27 protein-coding genes and 1 pseudogene are annotated in these 26,176 nt (G+C 74.2%); 10 read left to right on the top strand and 18 right to left on the bottom strand.

The genetic code is table 11. The annotated features are described in order from the left end of the window. Positions 1 to 4: 4 nt before the first annotated feature. The 5 genes from GA0074704_RS02535 to GA0074704_RS02515 form a co-directional block, all read right to left on the bottom strand. Positions 5 to 3,196 carry a UvrD-helicase domain-containing protein gene (locus GA0074704_RS02535; RefSeq protein ID WP_088968996.1) on the bottom strand — a complete coding sequence of 1,064 codons (3,192 nt, stop codon included), beginning with the start codon at positions 3,194 to 3,196 and terminating at the stop codon, positions 5 to 7. A gap of 157 nt (positions 3,197 to 3,353) precedes the next feature. Continuing rightward, complete coding sequence (locus GA0074704_RS02530) at positions 3,354 to 4,598, bottom strand: metallophosphoesterase (protein WP_088968995.1); 1,245 nt, start codon at positions 4,596 to 4,598, stop codon at positions 3,354 to 3,356. 13 nt (positions 4,599 to 4,611) lie between these two features. Further along, positions 4,612 to 4,854 (bottom strand): MoaD/ThiS family protein, encoded by a 243-nt coding sequence (locus GA0074704_RS02525; protein WP_088968994.1) that lies wholly within the window; start codon positions 4,852 to 4,854, stop codon positions 4,612 to 4,614. A 3-nt stretch (positions 4,855 to 4,857) separates the two neighbouring features. After that, positions 4,858 to 5,871: a GTP 3',8-cyclase MoaA gene (gene moaA, locus GA0074704_RS02520; protein WP_088968993.1), complete on the bottom strand. Its 1,014-nt coding sequence runs from the start codon at positions 5,869 to 5,871 to the stop codon at positions 4,858 to 4,860. Next, the gene (locus GA0074704_RS02515; protein ID WP_088968992.1) at positions 5,868 to 6,782 is read right to left on the bottom strand and encodes a fructosamine kinase family protein; all 915 of its coding nucleotides are present in this window, start codon (positions 6,780 to 6,782) and stop codon (positions 5,868 to 5,870) included. The genes moaA and GA0074704_RS02515 overlap by 4 nt, the downstream gene beginning before the upstream one ends. A gap of 172 nt (positions 6,783 to 6,954) precedes the next feature. Between GA0074704_RS02515 and GA0074704_RS02510 the strand changes: the two genes are divergently transcribed. Further along, a complete protein-coding gene (locus tag GA0074704_RS02510; protein WP_088968991.1) occupies positions 6,955 to 8,115 on the top strand; it encodes a DUF4192 domain-containing protein in 1,161 nt (386 codons plus the stop codon). A 31-nt stretch (positions 8,116 to 8,146) separates the two neighbouring features. Here the strand turns inward: GA0074704_RS02510 and fdhD are convergent, their stop codons facing one another. Then, complete coding sequence (gene fdhD, locus GA0074704_RS02505) at positions 8,147 to 9,007, bottom strand: formate dehydrogenase accessory sulfurtransferase FdhD (RefSeq protein WP_088968990.1); 861 nt, start codon at positions 9,005 to 9,007, stop codon at positions 8,147 to 8,149. Between the two features lie 118 nt (positions 9,008 to 9,125). Between fdhD and mobA the strand changes: the two are divergent. From mobA to GA0074704_RS02490, 3 genes and pseudogenes are all read left to right on the top strand, one after another. Beyond that, a pseudogene (gene mobA, locus GA0074704_RS02500) lies at positions 9,126 to 9,748 on the top strand (molybdenum cofactor guanylyltransferase). Further along, positions 9,745 to 10,017: a DUF6457 domain-containing protein gene (locus GA0074704_RS02495; protein WP_088973401.1), complete on the top strand. Its 273-nt coding sequence runs from the start codon at positions 9,745 to 9,747 to the stop codon at positions 10,015 to 10,017. Before mobA ends, GA0074704_RS02495 begins: the two are co-directional and overlap by 4 nt. A 75-nt stretch (positions 10,018 to 10,092) precedes the next feature. Next, positions 10,093 to 11,196, top strand: coding sequence for a T3SS (YopN, CesT) and YbjN peptide-binding chaperone 1 (locus tag GA0074704_RS02490; protein ID WP_088968988.1), 1,104 nt, complete (start codon positions 10,093 to 10,095; stop codon positions 11,194 to 11,196). A 9-nt stretch (positions 11,197 to 11,205) separates the two neighbouring features. On the opposite strand, the gene GA0074704_RS02485 is transcribed toward GA0074704_RS02490, so the two are convergent. Beyond that, positions 11,206 to 12,162 carry a zinc-binding dehydrogenase gene (locus tag GA0074704_RS02485; RefSeq protein WP_088968987.1) on the bottom strand — a complete coding sequence of 319 codons (957 nt, stop codon included), beginning with the start codon at positions 12,160 to 12,162 and terminating at the stop codon, positions 11,206 to 11,208. Between the two features lie 71 nt (positions 12,163 to 12,233). Beyond that, positions 12,234 to 12,689, bottom strand: coding sequence for an Lrp/AsnC family transcriptional regulator (locus GA0074704_RS02480; protein ID WP_088968986.1), 456 nt, complete (start codon positions 12,687 to 12,689; stop codon positions 12,234 to 12,236). Between the two features lie 59 nt (positions 12,690 to 12,748). On the opposite strand from GA0074704_RS02480, the gene ddaH reads away from it, so the two are divergent. Beyond that, complete coding sequence (ddaH, locus tag GA0074704_RS02475) at positions 12,749 to 13,582, top strand: dimethylargininase (protein WP_377471019.1); 834 nt, start codon at positions 12,749 to 12,751, stop codon at positions 13,580 to 13,582. A gap of 72 nt (positions 13,583 to 13,654) precedes the next feature. Here ddaH and GA0074704_RS02470 read toward each other — a convergent pair whose 3' ends face one another. Both GA0074704_RS02470 and GA0074704_RS02465 read right to left on the bottom strand, forming a co-directional pair. After that, positions 13,655 to 14,848, bottom strand: coding sequence for an ABC transporter substrate-binding protein (locus GA0074704_RS02470; protein WP_088968984.1), 1,194 nt, complete (start codon positions 14,846 to 14,848; stop codon positions 13,655 to 13,657). 87 nt (positions 14,849 to 14,935) lie between these two features. Then, on the bottom strand, positions 14,936 to 15,712 hold the full coding sequence (locus GA0074704_RS02465; protein ID WP_088968983.1) for an alpha/beta hydrolase family protein: 777 nt from the start codon (positions 15,710 to 15,712) through the stop codon (positions 14,936 to 14,938). A gap of 52 nt (positions 15,713 to 15,764) precedes the next feature. On the opposite strand from GA0074704_RS02465, the gene GA0074704_RS02460 reads away from it, so the two are divergent. Continuing rightward, on the top strand, positions 15,765 to 16,370 hold the full coding sequence (locus GA0074704_RS02460) for a bacterial proteasome activator family protein (protein WP_088968982.1): 606 nt from the start codon (positions 15,765 to 15,767) through the stop codon (positions 16,368 to 16,370). A 39-nt stretch (positions 16,371 to 16,409) separates the two neighbouring features. On the opposite strand, the gene GA0074704_RS02455 is transcribed toward GA0074704_RS02460, so the two are convergent. The 3 genes from GA0074704_RS02455 to GA0074704_RS02445 all read right to left on the bottom strand — a co-directional run bounded on the left by GA0074704_RS02455 (position 16,410) and on the right by GA0074704_RS02445 (position 19,006). Then, positions 16,410 to 17,228, bottom strand: coding sequence for an HAD family hydrolase (locus tag GA0074704_RS02455; RefSeq protein WP_088968981.1), 819 nt, complete (start codon positions 17,226 to 17,228; stop codon positions 16,410 to 16,412). Then, positions 17,228 to 18,049 carry an HAD family hydrolase gene (locus GA0074704_RS02450; protein WP_088968980.1) on the bottom strand — a complete coding sequence of 274 codons (822 nt, stop codon included), beginning with the start codon at positions 18,047 to 18,049 and terminating at the stop codon, positions 17,228 to 17,230. The genes GA0074704_RS02455 and GA0074704_RS02450 overlap by 1 nt, the downstream gene beginning before the upstream one ends. A 201-nt stretch (positions 18,050 to 18,250) precedes the next feature. Further along, positions 18,251 to 19,006 carry a hypothetical protein gene (locus tag GA0074704_RS02445; protein ID WP_088968979.1) on the bottom strand — a complete coding sequence of 252 codons (756 nt, stop codon included), beginning with the start codon at positions 19,004 to 19,006 and terminating at the stop codon, positions 18,251 to 18,253. 179 nt (positions 19,007 to 19,185) lie between these two features. Between GA0074704_RS02445 and GA0074704_RS02440 the strand changes: the two genes are divergently transcribed. The 3 genes from GA0074704_RS02440 (at position 19,186) to GA0074704_RS02430 (ending at position 20,973) form a co-directional block, all read left to right on the top strand. Next, positions 19,186 to 19,617 carry an OsmC family protein gene (locus GA0074704_RS02440; protein ID WP_088968978.1) on the top strand — a complete coding sequence of 144 codons (432 nt, stop codon included), beginning with the start codon at positions 19,186 to 19,188 and terminating at the stop codon, positions 19,615 to 19,617. A gap of 175 nt (positions 19,618 to 19,792) precedes the next feature. Then, positions 19,793 to 20,134, top strand: a complete 342-nt coding sequence (locus GA0074704_RS02435) for a metallopeptidase family protein (RefSeq protein WP_088973400.1) — start codon at positions 19,793 to 19,795, stop codon at positions 20,132 to 20,134. Positions 20,135 to 20,250: 116 nt separating this feature from the next. Continuing rightward, positions 20,251 to 20,973, top strand: a complete 723-nt coding sequence (locus GA0074704_RS02430; RefSeq protein WP_088968977.1) for an AIM24 family protein — start codon at positions 20,251 to 20,253, stop codon at positions 20,971 to 20,973. Between the two features lie 136 nt (positions 20,974 to 21,109). On the opposite strand, the gene pheA is transcribed toward GA0074704_RS02430, so the two are convergent. The 5 genes from pheA to GA0074704_RS02405 form a co-directional block, all read right to left on the bottom strand. Further along, positions 21,110 to 22,069 carry a prephenate dehydratase gene (gene pheA / locus GA0074704_RS02425; protein WP_088968976.1) on the bottom strand — a complete coding sequence of 320 codons (960 nt, stop codon included), beginning with the start codon at positions 22,067 to 22,069 and terminating at the stop codon, positions 21,110 to 21,112. A gap of 10 nt (positions 22,070 to 22,079) precedes the next feature. Continuing rightward, the gene (locus GA0074704_RS02420; protein WP_088968975.1) at positions 22,080 to 22,805 is read right to left on the bottom strand and encodes a hypothetical protein; all 726 of its coding nucleotides are present in this window, start codon (positions 22,803 to 22,805) and stop codon (positions 22,080 to 22,082) included. Between the two features lie 131 nt (positions 22,806 to 22,936). Continuing rightward, positions 22,937 to 23,326, bottom strand: coding sequence for an ACT domain-containing protein (locus GA0074704_RS02415; RefSeq protein ID WP_088968974.1), 390 nt, complete (start codon positions 23,324 to 23,326; stop codon positions 22,937 to 22,939). 74 nt (positions 23,327 to 23,400) lie between these two features. Further along, a complete protein-coding gene (locus GA0074704_RS02410; RefSeq protein WP_088973399.1) occupies positions 23,401 to 23,859 on the bottom strand; it encodes a hypothetical protein in 459 nt (152 codons plus the stop codon). A 179-nt stretch (positions 23,860 to 24,038) separates the two neighbouring features. Then, positions 24,039 to 24,776, bottom strand: a complete 738-nt coding sequence (locus GA0074704_RS02405) for a hypothetical protein (RefSeq protein WP_088973398.1) — start codon at positions 24,774 to 24,776, stop codon at positions 24,039 to 24,041. Between the two features lie 163 nt (positions 24,777 to 24,939). Here GA0074704_RS02405 and GA0074704_RS02400 point away from each other — a divergent pair, with 163 nt between their 5' ends. Further along, entirely contained in the window at positions 24,940 to 26,151 is a 1,212-nt protein-coding gene (locus GA0074704_RS02400) for an arginine deiminase (RefSeq protein ID WP_088968973.1), read from the top strand. Positions 26,152 to 26,176: the final 25 nt, after the last annotated feature.

The raw sequence follows: 26,176 nt of genomic DNA, 5'->3' as shown, positions 1-26,176 counted from the left end.
CGGCTCAGATCAGCCGCAGCTGGCGGTCGCGGGGGCGACGCGGTTCGCTGTCGCCGAACCGTTCGAACAGCCCCGCGTCGATGTCGGCCAGGAACGGCGACGGGACCACCTCGCGCTCCGCGCCGTGCCGGGCCCGCCGGGCGGCGTGGCTGACGTACAGCCGGTCCTGCGCCCGGGTCAGCCCGACGAAGAAGAGCCGGCGTTCCTCGGCCACCTGGTCGTCGTCGGGGCTGCTGCCCGGCCAGCGCAGCGGCAGCAGCCCGTCCTCCGCGCCCACCAGGAAGACCACCGGGAACTCCAGCCCCTTCGCGGCGTGCAGGGTGAGCAGGGTGACCGCCTCGGCGCGCGGGTCCAGGGCGTCCACCTCCGCGCCGGTGGCCAGCTGGGACAGGAACAGCTCCAGGTCGTCGCCGCAGCGCCGGGCCAACGGGGTGAGCAGGTCCACCGCGCCGCGGACGTCCTCGGGGCGTACCGCGCCGGTGCCGTCGAGGGTGGGGACGGCGAACCGCTCGGCCAGCACCTGGCCGGCCAGCCGCACCCGCGCGGCCAGCGAACCGTCGAGGCCGGCGTTGCGCAGCTCGCGGGCGATCGCCAGCACCCCCGGCCGGTCGCGCAGCCGGTCGTGCGAGCGCTTCTGCACCGGGATGTTCGCCCGGGACAGGGCGTCGAGGATCGGCGCGGCCTGCGCGTCGGTGCGGTACAGCACCGCGATGTCGGAGAACGACAGGGCGGTCGACCGGCCGTCGATCCGGCCGGTGTCCAGCGACCGGTGGGACAGGCCACCGACCAGCTCGTCGACGGTGCGTACCAGGAAGTCGGCCTCGTCGGCGACGGACGCCGCGGCGTACCGGCCGACCAGCGGGGCCTCCGGGTCGAGCCGGGCCGGGTCCAGCCGCCGGCCCCGGACCAGCGACGACGGGGCGATCGCCTGCACGGCGGCGGCCAGGATCGGCGCCGAGGAGCGGTAGTTGCGGTTCAGCCGGACCAGGCGCGCGTCGGTGAAGTCCTGCGAGAAGCGCAGGAAGTAGCCGACGTCGGCGCCCCGGAACGAGTAGATCGCCTGGTCCGGGTCGCCGATCGCGCAGAGGTTGCCGTCGGCGGGGGAGAGCAGCCGCAGCAGGTCGTACTGGACCGCGTCGACGTCCTGGTACTCGTCGACGAAGATCCACTTCCACCGCTCGCGGTAGTCCCGGACCAGCTTCCGGTCGCCCTTGAGCAGCGCCACCGGCAGGGTGAGCAGCTCGTCCAGGTCCACCAGGTCCCGCTTGCGCAGCAGCGCCGCGTAGCGGGCGTCGTCGTCGCCGGCCTCGGCGCGGGCCGCCGCCCGGTCCGCGTCGTCGGCGATCCGGAAGTCCGCCGGCAGGCCCGCCGCCGCGGCGTTCTCCCGCAGGATGGTCAGGCCCAGCGAGTGGAACGTGCCGACCGTGACGTCCTCGGCCACCGGCCCGAGCAGCCCGTCGAGGCGGTGCCGCAGCTCCTCCGCCGCCCGCCGGGTGAAGGTGATCGCCAGGCACTGGTCGGGGAAGACGTTCAGCTCTGCGCAGAGGTACGCGATCCGGTGGGTCAGCGTCCGGGTCTTGCCGGTGCCCGGGCCGGCCACGATCAGCAGCGGCCCACCGGGCGCCGACGCGGCCACCCGTTGCATCGCGTCCAGCCGGTCCAGCAGGCCCGTGCCGACCTCCTCCATGCCGGCGAGCATCGGCTCGAACGGCTCGTGCGGGGAGGGCGCCGACGCGATCGGCGGCGGGGGCGGGGTGGCCGGCTTGCGCTTCGGCTCGGCCTTCACCGCCGCCGGGCGCCGGGTCTTCGGCTTCGGCGCCGGCTCCGCGGGCCGTCGCTGCGCCGGCACGGGTACGTCGAACAGCGTCTCCTGCCCGGCCCCCGCCCGGGCCGAACCCAGCTCGTCGGCGTCGAAGAGGGTGATCACGCCGTACTCGCCGTCGTAGCCCGGCACCCGGCGGACGTCCCCCCGGCGCAACCGGCCGATCCCCTCGGCCAGCAGCTCACCGCCGACCCGACCGATCTCGTCCAGCGGTGCCCGGGTGAGGATCTCCAGCTCGGGGCCGAGCGCGGCGACCAGCTCGTTGAGCTTCCCCTCGACCTTCTTCGACCGGGCACCCACCTTGTTGATCTCCCCGAGGATCTCGGCCAGCGGCACCAGGTGGGTGACCTCGCGGGCGTGTGCCGGCCGGTGCCCCGCCGGCCGGTCGGCCAGCTCCTCGACCCGGCTCAGCACCCCCACGGTCAGCGGCTTGCCGCACTCGGGGCAGCGACCGCCCGCCTCCCGGGTGCGCTCGGGCGCCCAGTTCACCCCGCAGAGCCGGTGCCCGTCGGCGTGGTACTTCCCCTCTTCCGGGAAGAACTCGATGGTGCCGGCGAGCCCGTCACCGGTGCGCAGCGCCTCCCGGACGGCGAAGTAGTCCAGCCCCGAGGTGAGCACCGTGGCCTCCCGGGCCAGCGCCGGCGGGGAGTGCGCGTCGGAGTTCGACACCAGCTGGTAGCCGTCCAGGCTGCCGACCCGCCAGTTCATCTCCGGGTCGGAGGAGAGGCCGGTCTCCACCGCGAAGATGTGCTCCGCCAGGTCGGCGTAGCAGTCGGCGATCGCGTCGAAGCCGGACTTCGAGCCGAGCGCCGAGAACCACGGCGTCCAGATGTGCGCGGGCACGAGGTAGCCGTCCGGGCTGGCCTCCAGGGTGATCTCCAGCAGGTCGCGGGAGTCCAGCCCGAGGATCGGCCGGCCGTCCGAGCCGAGGTTGCCGATCCGGCCCAGCGCCGCGTTGAACCGGCCCACCGCGTCCAGGTCCGGCAGGTAGATCAGGTGGTGCACCTTGCGGGTCCGGTCGTCCCGCTTGTAGATCGTGGAGATCTCCACGCTCAGCATGAAGCGGACCGGGTTCGTCTCCGCCTCGCTGGCCAGCCGGGGCGGCAGCCGCCGGGCGATGTCCCGCTCCGCCTCCGGACCGAGCCGGTAGAGCCCCGGCTCCGCCGGGTGCAGGGTCTCCCGCAGGTGGTCGTACCAGGCGGGGTGGGTGAAGTCGCCGGTGCCGAGCAGACCGATGCCCTTGCGTCGCGCCCACCAGCCCAGGTTGGGCAGGGTGAGGTCGCGGCTGCACGCGCGCGAGTACTTCGAGTGGATGTGCAGGTCCGCGACGAGCGGCGGGGAGCCGCCGGGGGGCACGGCGCTGAACGGGGGCACGCCGCATCCTGTCACGGCCGTCGAGGTACCCGCCCTCCGCCACGCTCACGCGTGACCTGAGCAATCCGGTGCTGGACCGGCCGCCCCGGCCGGGGTATAAGGGCCGCGCACCCGGCCTGACCTGCGATGATCATGGCCGGGAGGGGCGGGCGGCCGGTCAGGCGCTGCGCAGCTCGACCAGGCTGATCTGCGGATCCGCGCCCACCCGCACCGGCGGGCCCCAGAACCCGGCCCCGTTGGTGACGTACACCTTGGTGCCGTCCACCTCGCCGAGGCCGGAGACGACCGGCTGGGCGAGCCCGACGGCGAGATTGAACGGCACCATCTGGCCGCCGTGGGTGTGCCCGGACAGTTGCAGGTCCACGCCGTACTTCGCGGCCTCCTCCACGGCCACCGGCTGGTGGGCCAGCAGCACCACCGGCCGGCTCGGGTCGCGGTCGCCCAGCGCCGCCGCGTAGTCCGCCGGGGCGGCCAGCCCCGTCCCGTCGGCGGTGACGTCGTTCACCCCGGCCAGGTCCAGTACGCCACCCGGGGTCCGGATCTCCTGGCGGACGTTCTGCAGCACCCGCAGGCCCAGCCGGTCCACCTCCCGCACCCACTCCTCCACCCCGGAGTAGTACTCGTGGTTGCCGGTGACGAAGAAGCTGCCGTACCGCGAGCGCAGGTCACGCAGCGGCTCGGCCGCCTCACCCAGCTCGGCGACGGAACCGTCGACCAGGTCACCGACGACCGCCACCAGGTCGGCGTCCAGCCGGTTGATCATCGAGACGATCCGCTCGGTGTGCGCCCGGCCGCGCAGCGGACCGAGGTGGATGTCCGAGACGGTGGCGATCCGCAGGCCGTCCATCCGGCGCGGGAGCTTCGCCAGCGGGATCCGCACCCGGTCCAGCCGGGGCGGCCCGAGGGCGTTGCGCACCCCGTACCCGGTGACGCCGACCGCGGTGAGACCGGCGAAGATGGCCGCTCCCCGGGCCAGCAGCAGCCGGCGGTCCCGGTCGTGGTCCGGCTGGTCGACCGCCGCGGCGGCCGGCGGGTCGGCGGGCCCGGCCGCCCCCACCAGCGCCGGCTCCGGCGCCGCCGTGGTCGGCTCGGCGACCGCCGCCCGGCGGCGCAGCACCAGCCGCGCCACCGCCATCGGCACCTCCAGCAGCACCAGCACCACCAGCAGGTAGAACATCACCGCCAGCCAGAGGTAGCCGGGCCAGGCGAGCCAGTACAGGCCCAGCTGGGTGCCGAGCACGGTGACCGGCACCAGCAGGGCGAGCAGCAGCGCGCCGATCGCGCCGATCCGACGCAGCCGGCCCCGGTTCGTGGTGTCCCGGACCAGCCGTCGCCACAGGTAGTAGTGGATCCCCCCGGCGAGCAGGGCCTGCACCCCGACGAACGCCACGATCGGCAACACGCGTCAACCTCTCTCAGCCACCGGCGAACGGAGGCAGCACGTCGATCGTCGCTCCGGCCGGCAGCGGTGTCGACCGATCATGACAGGCGACGCCGTCGACCAGGAAACTCGCCGCCGTCAGCACCCGGGCGAGGGAGGCGCCGTGCCGCTGGGCCAGCTCGGCGGTCACGTCGTCCAGCGACCGGCCGGCGGGCACGGTCTCCGCGGACCGGCCGGCGGCGGCACGGGCCCCGGCGAAGTAGCGGACGGTCAGCACGACTCAGCCACCGATCGCCGACATCGGCCGGGCCGGCTGGAGGAACGTCGGGTCGTCGATGCCGTGCCCGGCCCGCTTGCCCCACATCGCCGTACGCCAGCGCCGGGCCAGCTCCTCGTCGTCGGCCCCGGCGCGCAGCGCGCCCCGCAGGTCGGACTCCTCCGTGGCGAACAGGCACGCCCGCACCTGGCCGTCGGCGGTGAGCCGGGTGCGGTCGCAGTCGCCGCAGAACGGCCGGGTCACGCTCCCGATCACCCCGACCCGGGCCGGCCCCCCGTCGACCAGCCAGGTCTCGGCGGGCGCCGCGCCCCGCTCGGCGGGGTCGGGACTCAGGTCGAACTCCCGGCCGAGCGCGGCCAGGATCTCGTCGGCGGTGACCATCGTCGCCCGGTCCCAGCCGTGCTGGGCGTCCAGCGGCATCTGCTCGATGATCCGCAGCTCGTAGCCGTGCTCCAGGGCGAACCTCAGCAGCGCCGGCGCCTCGTCCTCGTTGACGCCGCGCATCAGCACCGAGTTGAGCTTCACCGGGCTCAGTCCGGCCGCCGCCGCGCCGGCCAGGCCGGCCAGCACGTCCGCCAGCCGGTCGCGGCGGGTCAGCGCGGCGAACCGGGCCGGGTCGAGGGTGTCCAGCGAGACGTTCACCCGGTCCAGGCCGGCGGCGCGCAGGGTGGGCGCCAGCCGCTCCAGCCCGATGCCGTTGGTGGTCAGCGAGATCCTCGGCCGGGGCCGCAGGGCGGCCACCGCGGCCACGATGCCCGGCAGGCCGGGGCGGATCAGCGGCTCACCGCCGGTGAAGCGCACCTCGGTCACCCCGAGCCGCTCGACGGCCACCCGGACCAGCCGGACGATCTCGTCGTCGCTCAGCAGCTGCGGCCCGGCCAGCCAGGGCAGCCCCTCGGCCGGCATACAGTAGGTGCAGCGCAGGTTGCACTTGTCGGTCAGCGAGACCCGCAGGTCCTTCGCGACCCGGCCGTACCGGTCGGCGAGGACGCCGCCGGTCGTCGGGGTGGCGGTCACCTGTCGACCGTAGCGCGTCCGGCGCCCCGCAGCGCGGCACGGGCCGCCGCGCCGACCGCCTCCCGGTAGGCCGCACCGAAGAGCGCGGTGTGCACCAGCAGCAGGTGCAGCTGGTGCAGCGGCACCCGCTCCCGCCAACCGTCGGCCAACGGCCACGCCTCGTCGTAGGCGGCCAGGATGCGGTCCAGGTGCGGCGGGCCGCCGAAGAGGGCCAGCTGGGCCAGGTCGGTCTCCCGGTGGCCGCCGTGCGCCGCCGGGTCGACCAGCCACACCTGGTCGTCCGCGCCCCACAGCAGGTTGCCCGGCCAGAGGTCGCCGTGGATCCGGGCCGGCGGCTCGTCGCCGCCGAACTCCCCGACCCGCCCGATCAGCTCCTCGACCGGGGCGGTCTCGGCGGCGGTCAGCGCCCCGTTGCGCACCGACATCGCCAGGTACGGCGCCAGCCGGGTACGGGCGAACCACCCCGACCACGGGCCCGGGTCCGGGGTGTTGTCCTGCGGCAGCGCCCCGATGAACCCCGGCCATTCCGCGCCGAACTCCGGCGCGCCGGCCCGGTGCGTCCCGGCCAGCTCCCGACCGAACCGCTCGGCCGCCTCCGGCGTCGGCTCGCCGGTCTCCACCCAGTCGAGCGCCAGCAACTCCGGCATCGCCACCAGCACCTCGGGTACGGCCACCGCGCCCGCGTCGCGCAGCCAGCGCAGCCCGGCCGCCTCGGCGGCGAAGAAGTCCGCCGGCACCGGCCGGGAGGCCGTCTCCGGCCAGCTCTTGGCGAAGACGGAGTGGCCGTCGTCGAGGGTCAGCCGGGAGGCGGCGCAGATGTCGCCCCCCGGGACCGGTGTCTCCCGGATCCGCTGGTGGGTCAGGAAGGTCGGCAGGTGCTCCGGATGTGCCCGCAGGTAGGCCAGGTCCATCTGCGCAAGGTAGCCCCTCCGCGGGCGTCGTGCGGGCCGGTGTGCGCTCCGATCCGTCTGCACTCGATGCAATTCTTCGCCGACCAGGGCGAACACGAAGGGTGACTGTGGATGACCGGTGTGTCGTCCACAGGGCCTGTCGGCACGTACCGGCGCCACGCAGGCTGCCCCCATGACGCAGCTCGACCGGGCCCGCCTCGCCGTCCGCTCACCCGCCGACCTGATCGCCGCCGTGCCGTACCTGCTCGGCTTCCATCCCACCGACAGCGTGGTGGTGGTCGCACTGCACGGCCGGCGGATCATCTTCGCCGCCCGGGCCGACCTGCCCGGCCGGGGCGCCGACCCCGGTCCACCGGCCCGTCACCTGGCCGAGGTGATCGTCCGGCAGCGCGCCGAGTCGGCCACCGTGGTCGGGTACGGGCCGGCCGAGCGGGTCACCACCGCCGTCGACGCGGTCCGGGTGGCACTGGCCGGGGTCGGTCTGGTCGTGCTCGACGCCCTCCGGGTGACCGGGGGACGCTACTGGTCGTACCTCTGCACCGAGGCCGAGTGCTGCCCACCCGACGGCACCCCGTACGACCCGGAGGCCAGCGAGGTCAGCGCCGCCGCCGTCTTCGCCGGACAGGTCGCCCTGCCCGACCGGGCCGCCCTCACCGCCCTGGTCGCCCCGCTGGACGGCCCGGTCCGGGTGGCGATGCGGAAGGCGACGGCGCGGGCCGGTCAGCGGCTGGCCCGGATGCTCGGCCGGCCGGCCGGGGCGGAACTGCCGCCGGGTGAGCCGGTGCGTGCTGCTCACGGACCGGCGAGTTCCGCGGGTGACCCGGCTCGCGCCGCTGGCGGGCCGAGTTCCGCGGGCGACCCGGGCGACGCCGGGGACGACGGGGCGGTGCGGGCCGCTGGGGTGGCGGCGGTGCGGGCGGCCCGACGCCGGCAACGGCGCGGTGAGCGGCTGACCGACGACGAGGTGGCCTGGCTGAGCCTGCTGCTGACCCGGTTGACCGTCCGGGACCACGCCTGGGAACGCACCGACGGGCGGGACGAGGACATCGCCCTCTGGACCGACGTGTTGCGCCGCGCCGAGCCCGGGCTCAGCGCCGCCCCGGCGAGTCTGCTCGCCTTCGCCGCGTGGCGTGCCGGGCAGGGCGCGTTGGCGGCGGTAGCCCTGGAGCGGGCGCTGACCGAACATCCGGGCTACTCGCTGGCGCTGCTCCTCGACGACCTGCTCCGCCGGGGCGTACCCCCGTCGCAGCTCGACGGCTGGCCGGCCGTGGCGCCGCCCGGCGTGGTCCGGCGTCGCTCCCGTCGCCCCCGGCCGCCCCGACGCGGCAGCTGACCGTCCGGCGTGGGCGTTCACCGCCGCCCGCTCAGGCGTCGACGGTCAGCCGGTGGGCGCCGGTGTAGACGTTCATGGTCCGGCCGCGCAGGAAGCCGACCAGGGTCATTCCCGCCTCGGCGGCCAGGTCGGCGGCGAGGGTGCTGGGCGCGGAGACCGCGGCGAGCAGCGGCACGCCGGCCATCCATGCCTTCTGGGTCAGCTCGAAGCTGGCCCGGCCGGAGACCAGCAGCAGGTGTCCGGCCAACGGCAGGAGCTGTTGGCGTACCGCCCAGCCGACCACCTTGTCCACCGCGTTGTGCCGGCCGACGTCCTCACGGAGCACGGCCAGTGCGCCGTCGGCGGTGAAGAGGCCGGCGGCGTGCAGGCCACCGGTCCGGTCGAAGGCCTTCTGCGCGGCCCGCAGTTTGTCCGGCAGTTCGGCGACCAGTTCGGCCGGCACGGTCAGCGGGTCGTCGGCGACCGGGAAGAGCGAGCGGGTGCGTACCGCGTCGATGCTGGCCTTGCCGCAGACCCCGCAGGAGCTGGTGGTGTAGAAGTTGCGCGCCGGGTCGGTGGCCGGTTCCGGTACGCCCGGCGCGAGCACGACGTCCACCACGTTGTACGTGTTCGGGGTCTCCGCCCCGGCGCAGAGCTGGGCGGTCTGCACGTCCTCGGCGGAGCGGATCAGCCCCTCGGTGAGCAGGAAGCCGATCGCCAGGTCGATGTCGTCGCCGGGGGTGCGCATGGTGACGGCGAGCGGTTTGCGCCGCCCCGGGCCGGCCGGGCCGACCCGGATCTCCAGAGGTTCCTCCACCGAGAGGCTGTCCGGTCGGCGTACCGGGGCGCGACCCGCCGCCGCGGCGTCGAGGTCGATCCGGAGTACGCCACGTCGATCGGTTGCCCGTCCCATCCCGCCATCCTCCCCTGCCTGCCCCGCCGTCACACCTCACGCCGCCTTCCCGCTCGTGTGATCACCACGTCCTTCGGCATGTCGGTGCCTCGGCCGCGGGCGCGGGGGGCGGTGGTCGGTGGGCGGGGTTAGCGTGGCGGGGTGGAGTCGTACGCGGCGGTGGTGCTGGCCGGTGGGGCCGCGCGCCGGATGGGCGGGGTGGACAAGCCCGGCCTGCCGGTCGGTGGCCGGCCGATGCGTGACCGGGTGCTGGACGCCGTCTCCGACGCCGTACCCCGCATCCTGGTCGGCCCGGCCGGCGCGGTCCCGTCGGACGTGCGGGTTACCCGGGAGGATCCGCCCGGTGGCGGTCCGGTCGCCGGCACCGCCGCCGGACTGGCCCTGCTCCCGGCCGACGTGGCCACGGTCGCGCTGCTCGCGGCGGATCTGCCGCTGCTCACCCGGGCGGCCGTCGGTGAGCTGCTGGGTGAGCTGGCCGGGTCACCGGTCGACGGGGTCTGCCACGTCGACGACGAGGGCCGGCGGCAGACCCTGTGCGGGGTGTGGCGGGTGGCCCCGCTGCGGGCGGCGCTCGCCGGGTTGACCGCCCGGCGGGGCGGTACGCCCGACGGCGCCCCGATCCGCGAGCTGCTCGCCGGCCTCACCGTGCGCGACGTGCCGTGGGTCGGCTCGGGGCCGCCGCCGTGGTTCGACTGCGACACTGACCTCGACGTACGACGGGCGGAGGAGTGGACGCGATGACGGTGATGGACGACTGGGTGACGGCGGCCTGCGCGGAGCTGGGCCTCGATCCGGCCGAGGTGCCGGTGCCCACCGTGCTCGACCTCGCGAAGGACGTCGCCCACCAGGTGCTGCGCCCGGGTGCGCCGGTCACCGCGTACCTGTTGGGGGTGGCGGTCGGTCGGGGCGCGGACCCGGCGGCGACGGCCGCCCGGCTGAGTGGGCTGGCGGCGACCTGGCCGGTGGAGCTGGGCTCCGACCGGCCGGCCGGGAGCGACCCGGCGCGGTGACTCCGCGCGGGCCGGTCCGCGCCGAGTTGCGCCTCCGTCGCGTGGGTAGGGTGATCGTGACGGACGGAGGCGATCATGACGGCAGACCACCCCTCGGAGCCGGCCGCTGCGCAGGCGGGCACCACGCCGGAGCAGTACGAGTCGATCCTGCTGGACGAGCCGAGCACGGCCGACCTGCGGTCGAAGGTCACCGAGGCCTGGCGGGAGTTCGCCCGGGCGCTGGCCGAGCGGCTGCGGGAGCTGCCCGCCGGGGCGCACCTGGAGCTGACCCTCGACCCGACCGCCTCGGGCACCGGCGACGCCGTCTACTCGACCAGCGTCGACGTCGGCGAGGAGGGGAAGCTCTCCGCCCGGGCGGTCGGCAACGCCACGCTGCCGCAGGGCTACCGGCTGGACCGGGCAGCGGTGGCGGACATGATCGCCCTGGGCTGGTCGCCGCCGGGTGTGGTGGCGGGTTCGGGCGAGGACTTCGGCCTGGACGGCTCCACGGCCGAGGCCGCCAAGCTGGCCCCGGTGCTGACCCGTACGCTCCGCGACGTCTACGGCGCCCCGCACCCGGCCTTCCTGGTCTATCTGGTGCACGACGCGCAGGGTGAGCCGTTGCCGGTGCCGCCGCTGGGCACGGCGCGCAGCGAGTTCGGCCCGGACCGCGACGTCGAGGCCGACCTGGACGAGGCGCTGGCCACCGCCGCGGGGGCCAAGGAGGGCGAGAAGGACGTGCTGGAGCTGGCGGACCGGGTGCGGACCGTCGTCTCCACGATGTTGAAGTCGGACGCCGACCAGCTCCAGGTCGACTCGGACGGGGACATCAACATCCGGGCCGGCTCGGCGATGGTCTTCGTCCGGGTCCGGGACAATCCGCCGCTGGTGGACGTCTTCTCCCCGGTGCTGACCGAGGTCGAGCCGACCGAGCGGCTCTACGTGAAGCTCTCCGAGCTGACCAACCGGATGCCGATCGGCCGGTTGTACTGCGCCGACGACACGGTGTGGGCCTCCATCCCGGTCTTCGGCCGCAACTTCCAGGCCACCCACCTGATGCTCGCGGTGCAGGTGATGACGGGGCTGGCCGACGAGCTGGACGACCGGCTGCACGGCGAGTTCGGCGGCAAGCGCTTCTTCGGTGAGGGCGACAAGCCGGCCCGGGGCGAGGGGGAGCACCGCACCGGCATGTACCTCTGACCGGGCGGGTCAGCGTACGTCGAGCAGGGTCTTGCCGACGGTGGCGCGGGCCTCGATCGCGGCGTGCGCGTCCGCGGCCCGCTCCAGCGGGAACCGCTGGCCGATCAGCGGGCGCAGCCGGCCGGCCGCGCCGTCCGCCAGCGCCTGCCGGGTGTACGCCCGCAGCTGGGCCGGCGTGGGGGCCGGCCGCAGCAGGGTCACGCCCCGGGCACGTGCCTCGTCCGGGGTGACCGCCGCCCAGTCGCCGCTGGCCAGCCCGAAGCTGACCAGCCGTCCCCCGGGGTCGAGCAGCTCGTACGCGGTCCGGGCCAGGGTGCCGCCGACGCCGTCGAGGACCACGTCCACCCCGCCCACGGCGGCCCGGACCCGGTCGGACCAGTCCGGCTCGGTGTAGTCCACGGCCAGGTGGGCGCCGAGCGCGGGCAGCAGCGCCGTCTTGCGGGCGCCGCCGGCGGCGGCCACCACCCGTGTGCCGGCCCGGGCGGCGAGCTGGACCAGCAGGCTGCCCACGCCGCCGGCGGCGGCCTCGACCAGCACCCGTTCGCCGGTACGCAGCCCGGCCGTCTCGATCAGCATGACGGCGGTACGCCCGTCGGCGAGCAGCGCGACCGCCCGGTCCAGCGCCAGGCCGTCCGGGACCGGGTGCAGCGCCTCGTGGTCCACCGCGACCAGTTCGGCGTACCCGCCGGAGCCGCCGGTGCCGGTCACCACCCGCCGCCCGACGAGCGCGGGATCGACGTCCGGCCCGACCGCGCGGACCACCCCGCCGACCCCGTTGCCGGGGATGACCGGCAGCGAGCCGCGGTTCGGTCCGAAGCCGGTGGCCCGGAACATGGTCTCCACGAAGGTGAGGTTGGCGTGGGCCACCTCGACCAGAACCTGTCCGGGGCCGGGTGCCGGGTCCGGGGCCGTCCCCGGTTCCAGCTTCTCCGGCCCGCCGAACTCCCGCAGCCACACCGCCCGCATGGCACCTCCCCGCTCGTGTCGCCGATCCGTCCTGACAGTCGACGACATGAAGCGGGGTTGAGGTCAAGGGGTCAGCTGGAGGGGCCGACGCCCGGCGACTCGACCAGCCGGGAGAGCACGATGGTGCTCCGGGTGGAGGTGACGAACCCTTCGGCGCGGAGCCGCTCCAGGGCCTCCTCCAGGTGGGAGATGTCGGCGGCGCGCAGGTGCACCAGGGCGTCCGCCTCCCCGGAGACGGTGTACGCCCCGACCACCTCGGGGTGCCGGCGGGCGGCGGCCCCGATCTGGGCGGGGGTGGTCCGGCCGGCGCAGAACAGCTCCACGAACGCCTCGGTGGTCCAGCCGACGGCGGCCGGGTCGACGACGGCGGTGAATCCCCGGATCACCCCGGCGGCGCGCAGCCGGTCGACCCGTCGCTTGACGGCGGGGGCGGAGAGTGACACGCGGGTGCCGATGTCGGCGTACGACGCGCGGGCGTCCGCCACCAGCAACGCAATGATTCGTTGGTCAACCGCGTCGATCTGCAATGTTCCGCCTCTGGGAAGCAATGGTTCTGGCTGTTACCAAAGTTCTACGCTACCTACTCTTGGTGACCGTGAACCAGCAGCGAGTCCCGCGAAAGCGGACATATCTCATGTGCTCGCCCGAGCACTTCGCCGTCGAGTACGCGATCAACCCGTGGATGGACGTCACCACGCCTGTCGACGCGCAGCTCGCGGTCAAGCAGTGGGACCGGCTGCGGGAGACCCTGGTCGGCCTCGGCCACGACGTCCACCTGCTCACCCCGGAGGCGGGGCTGCCGGACATGGTCTTCGCGGCCAACGGCGCCTTCGTGGTCGACGGTCACGTCTACGGCGCGAAGTTCAAGCACCCGCAGCGCTCCGGCGAGGCCGCCGCGCACCGGGCCTTCTACGAGGCGCAGGGCTGGCCGTTCATCGCCCCGAGCGAGACCAACGAGGGCGAGGGCGACTTCGCGTACCTGCCGGAGGCGCACGGCGGGCTGATCCTCGCCGGGCACGGCTTCCGGACCGAGACGACGGCGCACGCCGAGGCACAGGAGGCGCTGGGCCGGCCGGTGGTCTCGCTGCACCTGATCGACCCGCGCTTCTACCACCTGGACGTGGCACTGGCCTCGATCGACGACGAGAACGTCGTCTACTACCCGGGCGCCTTCTCGGCGGCCAGCCAGCGGGTGCTCACCCAGCTCTTCCCGGACGCCGTGATCGCCGACGACTCCGACGCCCTGGCGTTCGGGCTGAACCTGGTCAGCGACGGCCTCAACGTGGTGCTGAACAGCGAGGCGACCCGGCTGGCGGGCAAGCTCAAGGCGGCCGGCTACCACCCGGTGCCGGTCGAGCTGGGCGAGCTCAAGAAGGGCGGCGGCAGCGTGAAGTGCTGCATCGCCGAGCTGCGCCACTGACCCCCCCGGATCCGAAGAAAAGGCCGGTCTCCCGTTCGGGGGGACCGGCCCTTCGCCGTCCGGCGGTGCCGGTCAGCCGAGCGTGGAAAGCTCGTTGACCAGCACGTTGGAGATCAGCTGGCCGTCGCGCTCGACGCGGCGCAGGTACCACTTCTGCTGGGGCGTGCGGGACTGGTTGAACTGCCACGGCCCGCGCGGGCTGTCGATCTGGCCGATCTTGCCGAGCGCGAGGTTGACCTGCTGCGAGGTCGGGTCCGTCCCGGCCAGCCGGATCGCCTTGTCGAGCACCTGCGCCGCGTCGTACGACGCCATCGCGTAGGTGGTCGGTGAGACGTTGTACGTCTTGCGGTACGCCGAGGCGAAGACCCGGTTCGCCGTGTTGTTCAGGTCGGCCGAGTAGTTCAGCGCGGTCGCGACCTTCGCCACCTCCTGCGGCTTCGCCTCGTCGAGCACGGTGCCCTCGGTGAGGAAGCCGGGCCCGTAGATCTCGCCGCGGTAGCCGGCCGCGTACAACTGCTTGATGAACTGGATCGCGGCCGGGCCGGCGAAGAAGCAGAAGACGGCGGTCGGCTTGCGACGCAGCACCTGCTTGATGTCGTAGGTGTACGCGTTCCGGCCGGGGTCGAGCGTGTCGGTGGTCCAGACCGGTGCGCCGATCAGCCGGCGGTCGCTCTCCCCGAAGCCGCGCCGGAAGCCGGCCATGACGTCCCGGCTGCTCAGCCCGTCGGGGCCGATCATCGCGATCCGGCTGCCGGCCGGGAGCTGCTGGCGGAGGTACTCGCCGAGGGCCCGGCCCGGCTCGTCCAGCACGTACGAGGTGCGCCAGATGTAGACGACGCTCTGCAGGCTGGTGGGCGAGGCGTTCGACCCGACCAGGGGCACCCGGGCCTGCTCGACGGTGTCGCGGATGCCCACCATGACGGCCGAGTTGACCACCCCGGTGAGGGCCAGCACGCCCTCCTTGAGCAGCCCGTCCACCGCGGCCTTGCCGGTCTTCGCGCCGTCGCCCTCGTCGGCGGTGAGCAGCGTGACGGGGTGGTTCCCCAGCCGCTGGTCGTTGAGGGTGAGGAAGAGCTGGAACCCGTTGGTGATCTCGTCGCCGATCGCCTTGTACGCGCCGCTCTGCGGTGCGACGAGTCCGATCTTGATCGGGCTGCCCGGGGCGGGGGTGCCGGCGTCCTCGTCGGAGCCGCACCCGACGGTGAGGCCGGTCGTACCGAGCGCTGCCAACAGTTGGAGAGCCCGCCTGCGGTTCATCTGCGACACCGAGTTCCTTCCGGGAGCATTGCAGGGCAGGTCACCGGCCCCCTCGGCGTTCTACCTGGTTGGCGACGCTGCGTCAATGCTTGATGATCATGCAGCGAGAGACCGCAACGCATCGGTGACGTGCGGCCATGCCGGGGACTCCGGATCGATCAGCCCGAAGTGTTCGCATTCGGGCAGCTCAACGAGGGCCGTGTCGGCACCCGCGGCGACCGCCGCGGCCACGTACCGGCGGCTGATCCCGATGGGCACCTGCCGATCCTCGGTGCCGTGCACAACTACCGTCCGTGTTCCTTTGGGCACCAACGAACGTGGATCGGCGACGGCGTACCGGTCCGGGACGTCGGCCGGCCCGCCACCCAGCAGCGCGGCCACCGCGCCGGAGTCCAGATCCAGCCGGTACGCCTCGGCCAGGTCCGCCACCGGGGCCAGCGCCAACACCCCGCCCACCGATCCGGGCGCGTGCGCGGCCGCGTACAGGGCGAGCTGGCCGCCCGCCGAGTGGCCGACCAGCACCGGCGGATCCGCGGTCACCCGGCCGGCCAGGCTCGCCGCGGCGAGGGCGGGCAGCGCCGCCACCCCGGCGAGCACGTCGGTCAGGGTGTGCGGCCAACCGGTCCGGCGGTACTCCAGCTGCGCCACCGGGTGCCCGAGAGCGGCCAGCGCCGCCGCCAGCGGTCCGGTGTGCGTACGGTCGTACTCCGGTCGCCAGAAGCCGCCGTGCACCACCACGACGAGCCGCCGTGCGGGCCCGGCCCCGGCGGGCCGGCGCAGGTCGGCGAGCTGGTCCGGATGGTCCCCGTAGGCGACGGTCGCGTCCGGCGGCGGGGCGGGGCGGCTGAGCACGGCGCGCGGGTCGGCGGGCATGCCGGCGACGGTAGCCGGTCCGGGCGCGTGCGAGCCACGGCGGTGGGTAAAGATGGGTGCCATGACCGAAGCGCGCTCAGCTGGAGAGAACGACGAGCCGGGCCGGGAGGGCACCGGGCACCCGGGCACCGTGGTGGTGGTCGGGCCGGACGGCCGGCCGGTCGGCACCGTGCAGACCGACGACGGGCCGGGTGAGGACCCCACCCGCCTGGTCGAGCAGCCCGCGAAGGTGATGCGGATCGGCAGCATGATCAAGCAGCTGCTGGAGGAGGTCAAGTCCGCCCCGCTGGACGACGCGAGCCGGCACCGGATGCGGGAGATCCACGAGCGGTCGATCGTCGAGCTCAAGGAGGGCCTGGCCCCGGAGCTGCGCGAGGAGCTGGAGCGACTCTCGCTGCCCTTCGCCGAGGACCAGGCGCCCAGCGAGGGCGAGCTGCGGATCGCCCACGCCCAGCTGGTCGGTTGGCTGGAGGGGCTGTTCCACGGCATCCAGGCGGCCCTGGTCGCCCAGCAGATGGCGGCCCGGGTCCAGCTGGAGCAGATGCGCAACGGCCGGCACGCGCTGCCGAGCGGCCCGGCCGGGATGGTGCCCGGCATGCCCGGAATGGGGCAGCCGCCGGGCGGCGGCGAGGGACACAGCACCGGCCAGTACCTCTGACCAGCGCGGTGGCGGGCGCCCGTGCGCCCGCCACCGCCGTCAGTCCCGCGGAAAGACCTTCTCCAGGTACGCGGCGACGCCGTCGTCGGTGTTCGCCGCGGTCACCTCGTCGGCGATCTCCAGCACCGCCGGGTGCGCGTTCGCCACCGCCACCGCCCGCCCGGCCCAGGTCAGCATCGGCAGGTCGTTCGGCATGTCGCCGAAGGCGAGCACGTCCCGCTCGTCGACGCCGTGCCGGGCGCAGTACCACGCCAGGCCCGCCGCCTTGGTCACCCCGGCCGCCGAGATCTCCACCAGCCCCGAGTACGACGAGTGGGTCGCCTCGGCCAGCCCCGCCAACGCCCCCGCCACGGTCCGGACGAACGCGTCGGGGTCCTGCTCACCGTCGGCTCGGGCCAGCAGCTTCACCGCCGGCACGGCCGCCAGCTCCTCCGGTGACTCGATCGCCCGGATGGCGTCGGTGTCGGCGTCCCAGCGCAGCGGGTAGTGCGCCTCGTGCCGCATCTGGCGGCTGTCCACGATCTCCACCGCGAAGCTGACGTCGGGCACCTCGGCCCGCAGCCGCCGGGCCACCTCGGCCAGCAGTTCCGGGGCGAGCGGGTCGGCGCGCAGCACCTCGTCGGTCACCGGGTCGTAGACCACCGCGCCGTTCGCGCAGATGGCCGGCAGCGGGGCGGTGAGCTGGTCGTACACGAGTTGGAGCCAGCGGATGGGACGGCCGGTGACCAGCACGACCGGCGTGCCCGCCGCGGTGATCCGCTCCAGGGTCGCCGCGGTACGCGGGCTGATGGTGCGGTCGTCGCCGAGCAGGGTGCCGTCGATGTCGGTCGCGACGAGCCGGGGTGGTGGGGGTGCCATCACCGGGACAGTAGTCGGTCCAGGTAGACCGCGACCCCGTCGTCGTCGTTGCGCAGGGTGATCTCGTCGGCGGCCGCCCGGACCTGCGGGTGCGCGTTGGCCACCGCCACCCGCGCCCAGCCGGCCCAGCCGAACATCGGCAGGTCGTTCGGCATGTCCCCGAACACCAGCACGTCCGCCGGGTCGACGCCGAGCCGCTGGGCCACCACGGTGAGCCCGGTGGCCTTGTCCACGCCGGGCGGGCAGATCTCGACGAAGCCCAGGCCGGCCTGGGTGACCGTGGCGACCTCGGCCGGGACGACCCGGCGGGCGATCGCCAGCAGCTCGTCCACGTGGTGGTCGGCGGTCCGCACGAACGCCTTGATCACGTCGCAGGAGAGGCACTCGGCCCGGCTGCGCTCCTCGAACCGGTCCTGGTACGGCCAGCTGGGGTGGTAGTCGCCCCAGAGCGGCGCGTCGTGCTCGTCGGACGCCTCCACCATCACGGTCAGCGGGCCCACCTCGGCCTCCAGGTCGGCCAGCAGCCGGGCCAGCAGCTCACCTGAGAGCCGCTCGTCGCGGAGCACCACCGGGCCGGCCGGGTCGCTCTGGTCCACCACGCAGCCGCCGCCGGCCATCACCAGGAAGTCCGCGGCCCGGATGTCGTTGCGGGTCAGCTCCTTCAGGCGGGGGCCGCGGCCGGTCGCGCCGACCACCGGGATCCCTGCGGCCCGCACCCGGTCCAGCACCCCGTGCGTGTACGCCGACACGGTGTCGTCGCTGCGGACGAGCGTCCCGTCGAGGTCGGTGGCGATCAGTTTGGGCAGTCCCGGGCGGGTCATGACTCCTCCTTCGCCCGCCGCCGTCGTACCGGCCGTTCTGGTCGTCGGTGCCTCGACCGACCGACGGCGGGCAGCAACCGTACCTCGCGGATCGGGCCGCAACCATGGCTATCCGGCGAATCGGGCACCAACGGAGGGTGGCCGTTCCGGACTCCTCCGTTGCGGCCGGATCCCGGGCCGCGAGCGGGTCCGGTCGGCGGGTCAGGTCGGGTTCTCGGGGCGGGCGAAGGGCGCGGCGGCCTCGACCGTCAGGTCGGCCGGGGCGGGCGGCAGGGCCGGGCGGGCCGACACCGGCTGCCACCGGCCGTGGTCGGCGACCGAGGGGGGCGCGTCGTCGGCCTCGTCGGCCCCTCCGTCGTCCGGGTCGGGTCGGCCGACGCGGCCCGCAGCGCTCCGCCCGGCGAGTTGGAGAGCCACGGCGAGCAGGGCGGTGGCGAGGAAGGCCATCACCAGTCCCCGGCCGTACTCGACCCGGAAGCCGTCCTCGGAGGAGTAGAAGAGGGTGCGCTCACCCGAGTCGTCGAGGGAGAGCGCGGCGGCCGCGAGGACGGCCAGCACCGCGCCGGCGAGGGCGAGCCCGGCCACCCGGGCGTTACGGCGTGCTCCCGGGGTGCCGGCCAGGGCGAGCGCCAGCGTGGTGGCGAGCCCGAGCAGTCCGACCAGGTAACCGACCCCGAACCCGCCGACCTCGGCGACGCCGCCGGGCACCCGGATCATCTCGCCGCCCTCCGGGCCGCCGTTCGGCACGGTCATCACCAGCCACTCCCCGACCAGAGAGGCCACCGCCGCCACCGCGCCGAGGCCGGCGAGGATCAGCGGCACGCGCCGGTCGCGGGCCAGGGCGGCCAGCGGCAGGCCCGGTCGGGTGGGAGCGTCCGGCCCGCTCGGCCCCCACTCGACGACGGCGGTGCCGTCGGACCGGTTGTCCTGCCGGGGGATGGGGAGATCCTGGGACATCGGCAACCTTCCGCGCTCGCGGGTCTGCGTCGAATCATGACACAGCGGGAACCGGGTGACGGGGACCGCAAGTCCGGCGTCCCGCCGTACCTTCCTGCGGGCCCGGGTGGTGGCCCGGCGGGTCGGTTTCGTCGGCGGCTCGGTCGCCGGAGGCACCGGTTTCGGTTAGCGTCGGTGGCATGCCTATCCGTACCGCTTCCGCACGTTGGCAGGGCAACCTCACCGAGGGTTCCGGGACCCTCCGTACCGGCAAGGGGGGCATGGAGGGGAACTACTCCTTCAAGTCCCGCTTCGAGGAGGGCGAGGGGACCAACCCCGAGGAGCTGATCGGCGCCGCGCACGCGGCCTGCTACTCGATGGCCTTCTCCAAGGCGCTGGCCGACGCCGGCGCGACCCCCACCTCGGTGGAGACCACCGCCAAGGTGCACTTCGACAAGACCGACGCGGGGATGACGGTGACCGCGATCGACCTGGAGACCGTCGGCCAGGTGCCGGGGATCGACCAGGCGCAGTTCAGCAAGCTGGCCGAGTCCGCCAAGGAGAACTGCCCGATCTCGCGGCTGCTCTCCCCGGGCGCCACGATCAACCTGAACGCCCGCCTGGCCTCCTGAGCCCGCACGTCGGACGTGCGGCGCGGACGCGCCGCACGTCGCGCTCGGGGTGGGCGCAGTTTTCGGGAAAGAGTGGTCATCGGCGAGCCGGTGGCCACTCTTTTCACGTAGTTGGGCGGATCTTGCCGCGCCGCGAGGGCACCCGGTCGGGGAGAATGGGCGAGTGGCCGTCGAGATGAGCCGGGAGCGCTTCGAGGAGCTGGTCGGTGACGCCCTCGACGAGGTTCCCGAGGAACTGCTCGCCCTGATGAACAACGTCGTCATCCTGGTCGAGGACGACCCGCCCGCGAACGACCCCGACCTGCTCGGCCTCTACGAGGGACACGCGCTCACCGACCGCGGCTGGGACTACTCCCTGGTGCTGCCGGACCGGATCTTCCTCTACCGGCGTCCGATCCTGCGGATCTGCGACAGCGAGGAGGACGTCGTCGACGAGGTGGCGGTCACCGTGGTGCACGAGATCGCCCACCACTTCGGCATCGACGACGAGCGCCTGCACGAGCTGGGCTGGGACTGACCGTCCGGCCACCCGCCCACGCGGGCCGGCCGACCGGGCGCGTCCCGCTCGACGGATGCCGCAGGTTGCGGCGCTGGCCTACCCTCCGGGTGAAACCCCGAATCAGGAGGAAACCCATGCGCAGCGCGCTGTTCTCCGCGGAGAACCTGGAGAAGGAGTCCGCCCAGCCCGGCATGCGGCTGCAGAACTCCAAGATGCTCAAGATCGAACTGAACGGCGAGGCGATGGCCCGCGTCGGCTCGATGGTCGCCTACCAGGGACAGGTGCAGTTCCAGGCGCTCGGCTCGGGCGGCATCGGCAAGTTCATCAAGCAGCGGCTCACCGGCGAGGGCGTGCCGCTGATGAAGATCTCCGGCCAGGGTGACGTCTTCCTCGCCGAGCTGAGCAAGGACGTGCACGTCATCGACCTTGAGCCGGGTGACGCCCTCTCCATCAACGGCTCCAGCGTGCTGGCGTTCGACTCCACCCTCCAGTACGACATCCGGATGGTCGGCGGCGCCGGCATGGCCTCCTCGTCCGGCCTGTTCAACTGCGTGTTCAGCGGACACGGGCGGATCGCCATCACCACCAAGGGCACCCCGGTCGTGCTCAACGTCGACCAGCCGACGTACGTGGACCCGCAGGCGGCCGTCTGCTGGTCGGCGAACCTGCAGACCGGCTACCACCGCGCGGAGCAGCTCGGCCTGGGCACCCTGCTCGGTCGGAGCACCGGCGAGGCGTTCACCATGAGCTTCGCCGGCCAGGGCTTCGTGGTGGTCCAGCCCTCCGAGGAGCCCCCGGTCCAGGGCAGCGGCGCCCAGCAGCAGCAGGGCGGCCTCCTGGGCGGCCTCCTCTCCTGACTGCCCCCCTCTCTCCACCCGGCCCTTCCGGCCCGTCCACGTCCGTTGATCATGAAGTTGGCTGTGTGAAACGTCCGTTTCGTCGCCGCCAACTTCATGATCAACCCCGGAGGGTGGGGGCGCGGGGGTGGAGGGGTCAGGTGGGGTCGCCGGCGCGGAGGCGGGCCAACCAGGCGGCGGCGTCGGCGTAGTCGGTGTCGGAGAGGCCGGCGGGGGCCGGGACCGGACGATCGACCGGCCCGCCCTCCAGCCAGCGGTGCCGAGGGTACGAGCCGAGGAAGCGCACGTCGGCGCAGACCCGGCGCAGCCCCTGCAACGCCTCACCGAGCCGGACGTCCGCGACGTGCCCGGTGCAGTCCAGGAAGAAGACGTACCGGCCGAGCGCCTCGCCCGTCGGGCGCGACTCGATCCGGGTCAGGTTGACCCCGCGGACGGCCAGCTCCATCAGCACCGACAACAGCGCGCCGACCCGGTCGTGGGCGATGTAGACGGCCAGCGAGGTGACGTCGTCGCCGGTGGGCGGGGGCGGCGGCCCGGGACGGGACACCAGCGCGAACCGGGTCACCGCGTCCGCGTGGTCGGCGATCTTGTCGGCCAGCACCTCCAGCCGGTGCCGGGTGGCGCCGACCGGGGCGCAGATCGCGGCGTCGTACTCGCCGGTGGCGGCACCGGAGGCCGCCGCGCCGTTGGAGAGCACGTCCACCACCACCGCCTCGGGCAGCCAGTCCCGCAGCCAGCCCCGGCACTGGGTGGACGCCTGAGGGTGCGCGGCGACCGTCCGGATCGAGCCGAGCGGGGTGCCGGGACGGGCACCGAGCACGAACTCCACCGGCAGGATCACCTCGCGGGTGATCACCAGCGGTGCCCCTTCGGCCAGCTCGTCGAGGGTCACCCCGACGGCACCGCCGATCGAGTTCTCCAGCGGCACCAGGGCGGCGTCGGCCTCGCCGGCCCGTACGCTCTCCAGCGCCTCACCGACGCTGCGGGCCGGCGTACGGCTGCCCCGGTCGGCGGCGGACACCGTGCGCAGCGCCTGCTCGGCGAAGGTGCCCTCGGGGCCCAGGTAGACGAATCGGGTCGGCGGTGTTCCCGGCATGCCGACCAGCCTACGCACCGGGGGCGGCCACCGTGTCGGCGTCGCAGGCCAGCGCCCGGATGCCGGGCGGCGCGTCGGCGGAAATCCGGGTGCCGCAGACGTCGGTGCCGGCGGTGACCAGCGTCAGGCCCGCGGAGCCCGAGCGGGTGACCGCCTGGAGTTCCTCGTGGCCGGTCACCTCGAGCACCGTGTACTGCCAGTCCTCGGCGCAGAGCGGACCGAGGGTGACCCGCGCGTCGGCGTCCCGGGACAGCACCCGGGCCGGTCCGCGCAGCAGGGTCAGCACGGCCGCGGCGGTCGGCCGGCCGGGGCAGGGGGTGACCACCGGAGCCGGCGGCGGGGCCGGGACATCGGGTACGGCGGTGACTGGCGCGCCGGGCAGCGTCGTCGGCCCGGCCGGCGGGACGCCGGGCAGCGTCGGCAGCGTGCCGTCCGGCGGGAGCGTCGGGACGGTGCCGTACGGGGGAGGCGTCGGGAGCGTGCCATCCGGCGGGAGGGGCGCCGGTGTGCCGCCCGGCCTGAGGGGCGGTGGCGTGCCGTCCGGCGGCCCGGTGGGCGCCAAGGCGGAGACGGTGGGCGTGCCGTCGGCCGGGGCGGGCAGGGCGGACCGGCCGGCGTCCCGCAGGTCCGGGGGCGCCCCGCAACCGGCGAGCGGCACGGCGGCGAGTGCAACGGCGGCGACGAGCGCGCCGACGACCGGCCGGCGGGCGGTCGGCGGTGAGGAGGTGGGCGGCATCAGCCGATCCTTGGCATCGGGGGGTGTCGTTGTCGCGAGAGCCATCGTAGGAGGATCCGGCCGCCCGGTGAAGGGTGCCCGATCCCGGGTACGCGCGACGACGGCGTGATCCCTCGGGTCCGGCGACGGGGTCAGCGCAGGACGCGGTGACCGGCCCGTTCCAGTGCGCCGGTCGCCTCGGTGAGCCGGACGGCGGGGACCAGCAGGTGATCGGTGTCGAACGTGGAGAATGCCACCACGCTCACCCGGGCCGCCGCGAGCGGGTCGACCAGGGCGGCAAGGGTGCCGGTGACCGCCAGGTCGAGCGGACCGACGACCCGCAGGCAACGCCAGTCCGTCTCCACGGTCGCCCCGGCGGGTACCCGGGTGACCGGGCAGATCAGTGAGATGCCCTCCGCCGTCCAGCTGACCGTCACGACGTCCGCGTCGTCCAGCTCACCCCAGAGGGTCGCCGGCAGGGGTGCCCCGGCCGCCAGTCGGCACACCGCGTACTCCCCCGGCAGCAGTGCGACATCGAGCATGAGGGCACCTTACGGGGTCGGAGAGCGCCCGCCACAGCTCCGCCGCGTGCCGCGTACGCGACAGACGTCGCAGGTCAGACCTCGGAGAAGAACGTGAGTGAGCCGGCCACCGAGCCGTCGGCGAGGACCGGGGTGGAGATCGCGTCGACGGTGGCGTCGGGCGCGCCCTTCGCGGCCGCCTCGACCCGCAGCAGGCCGCGGGCGAGCCGCCCGGAGTGCAGGGCGAGCAGTGGCGGGATCTTGTCGGTCTCCTGCTCGGTCAGCTCGCCCCGGTTGGCGGTGAAGTCGAGCAGCCGCAGCCCGCCGTCGAGCAGCGGGAAGCCGACCACGTCCTCGGGTGCCCCGAGGCAGAGCAGCTCGCAGCCCGACGCGGAGACCGCCACCACCCGGGTCCCGGCGTCGATCAGCAGGCACGGCTCGTCCGCCTCGCTGACCGTCTCCGCCCAGCGGCCCAGGCTGTCGGAACCCCGCCCTGTCGAGCTCCGCGCCTCGGGCGCGAACACTTCCGACAGTGAGAGTTCGACGTGGGCCACCGAGCCTCCTCCGTACACCGGGCGTCCGTCCACGCTAGCCGGTCGCTACGAGGGCCGCCCGTCCGCGTGGCGAAGCCAGGTGCACACCGGTTGCCGGACGGCCCCGGTTGCGGGGCCGGCGACGGCGGTTCGGTGGCGCTGCCCAGCGGGACGGGAGCCGCGTGGCGTACCCGGAGACGTTACCGGCGGGCGGCCGGCTTGTCAGCGGCCGTTCGGCCCTCGTCGTACCACCGGTAGTCGGCGGCGGGTCGGTAGGTGCCGTTGAGCCAGGTCGCGGGGGACTGGGCGACCCGGGAGAGCTTTTCCGCGGTGGCCGGGCTGATCCGGCTGCCCCCGGCGACGAGGAGTCGGTCGAGCTCCCGGTGGGTCGCCATCAGACAGTCCTTCGGCAGGCCGTACACGCTGATGACGCCGGAGCCGACGAAGGTCAGCACCGGCGTCACCGGAATGGTCAGCCCGACCGCGTCGGAGAGCGCCTTGCTCGCCCGCTTGGCATCGCGACGGGCCTCGGCCACGTACGGCGGGCGCTTGCCGTTGATCTGGACGACGTCACCCGCCACCAGGACGCGGGCCCGGCCGTGGTCGGCGATGGTCACCGCGAAGAGGCCGCTCGGGCCGATGGCGAGGAAGCCGGCGCGGTCCTCCTGGCCGTGCTCCAGCAGCACGTCCGGAACGTCCGTACGCGGCCACTCGATGACGTGCCACGCGGGACCGAGGTGGTCGAGTTGACCCACCGCGCGGGCTCCGGCCGCCTCCAGCCGGCGGGCACCCCGCTCGGCGCGGCGGCGGCGTGCCCACTGCAACGGCCCTGGGCGTACGGGTTCGAGCGCCGTGGGCGACTCGGCCCGGGGTGGCGGCGCCACGGGCGGCAGTGCCCGCGGGGTCGTCACGGCTCGGCGTGCGGGAAAGACAGTCATCGCGACCTCCGGCAAAAGGTCCCTCGAAGTTATGTCCCCACTACACTACGTTGTCACCACCGGGGCTCGGCAAGTTGGAGCACCGGAATGACTGCGGATGAATGCCATATTCATCCCCAGTTCTTTTGCCGGATGGTGCGGAAGCCTGTCCTACGCTGCGAGGGTGACCCACTACGTGGACAGCGAGGTCGGTCGGCTCGGTGCCGTCCTGCTGCACCGACCCGGCCCCGAACTCGCCCGGCTCACCCCCCGCAACAACGACTCACTGCTCTTCGACGCTATCCCATGGGTGGGACGCGCGCAGGAGGAGCACGACGCCTTCGCCGCCCAGCTGCGCTCCCGCGGGGTGGAGGTGCTCTATCTCTCCACACTGCTCGCCGAGACGCTCGCCATCCCGGACGCCCGCGCCGAACTCACCGCCCAGGTGCTCTCCTCGCCCCGGCTGGGCGACTCACTGCGTCGCCGGGTGGCCGACCACCTCACCTACCTCGATCCGGCGGCGCTGGCCGACGTGCTCACCGCCGGTCTGGCCCACGAGGAACTCCGGATCAGCCGGGAACGCCCCGGCGGCCTGGTCTACACCCTGATGGACCGGCACGACTTCGTCATCGACCCGCTGCCGAACCTGCTCTTCACGCGGGACTCGTCACTGTGGATCGGCGACCGGGTCGGGGTGACCAGCCTGGCCATGCCGGCCCGGCGTCGGGAGACCACACTCACCGACGCGATCTACCGGCACCACCCGCGCTTCGCCGGCACCGATTTCGTGTACCACCCCGAACTGGAGCACCTGGAGGGCGGCGACGTGCTGCTGCTCGCCCCGGGCGTCCTCGCCGTCGGCGTCGGCGAGCGGACCACCCCGGCGGGCGCCGAGCGGCTGGCCCGGCAGGTCTTCGCCGCGGGCCTGGCACACACCGTGCTGGTGGTGCCGATCGCCCAGGAACGGGCCACCATGCACCTGGACACGGTCTGCACCATGGTCGACGTCGACGCCGTGCTGATGTACCCGAACATCGCCAGCACGCTCTCCGCGTACACCGTGATCGCCGGCGCGGACGGCGAGGACCCGCGGGTCGACGGACCCGCGCCCTTCCTGCGCGCCGCCGCCGACGCGATGGACCTCGACCAGCTCCGGGTTATCGACACCGGGCTGGACCCGGTCACCGCCGAGCGGGAGCAGTGGGACGACGGCAACAACACCCTCGCCCTGGCCCCCCGGCTCTGCGTCGGGTACGAGCGCAACGTCGAGACCAACGCCCAGCTGGAACGGGCCGGGATCGAGGTGATCCCGATCGCCGGCTCGGAGCTGGGCTCGGGCCGGGGCGGGCCGCGCTGCATGTCCTGCCCGCTGACCCGCGAACCGCTGCGCCGCTGACCGGTTGCCTACGGGACCGCGGACC

Source organism: Micromonospora siamensis, assembly GCF_900090305.1.
GTDB classification, from domain to species: Bacteria; Actinomycetota; Actinomycetes; order Mycobacteriales; family Micromonosporaceae; genus Micromonospora; species Micromonospora siamensis.
Note: the sequence above shows the minus strand (reverse complement) of the source record. Positions and strands in the feature narration are given on the sequence as shown.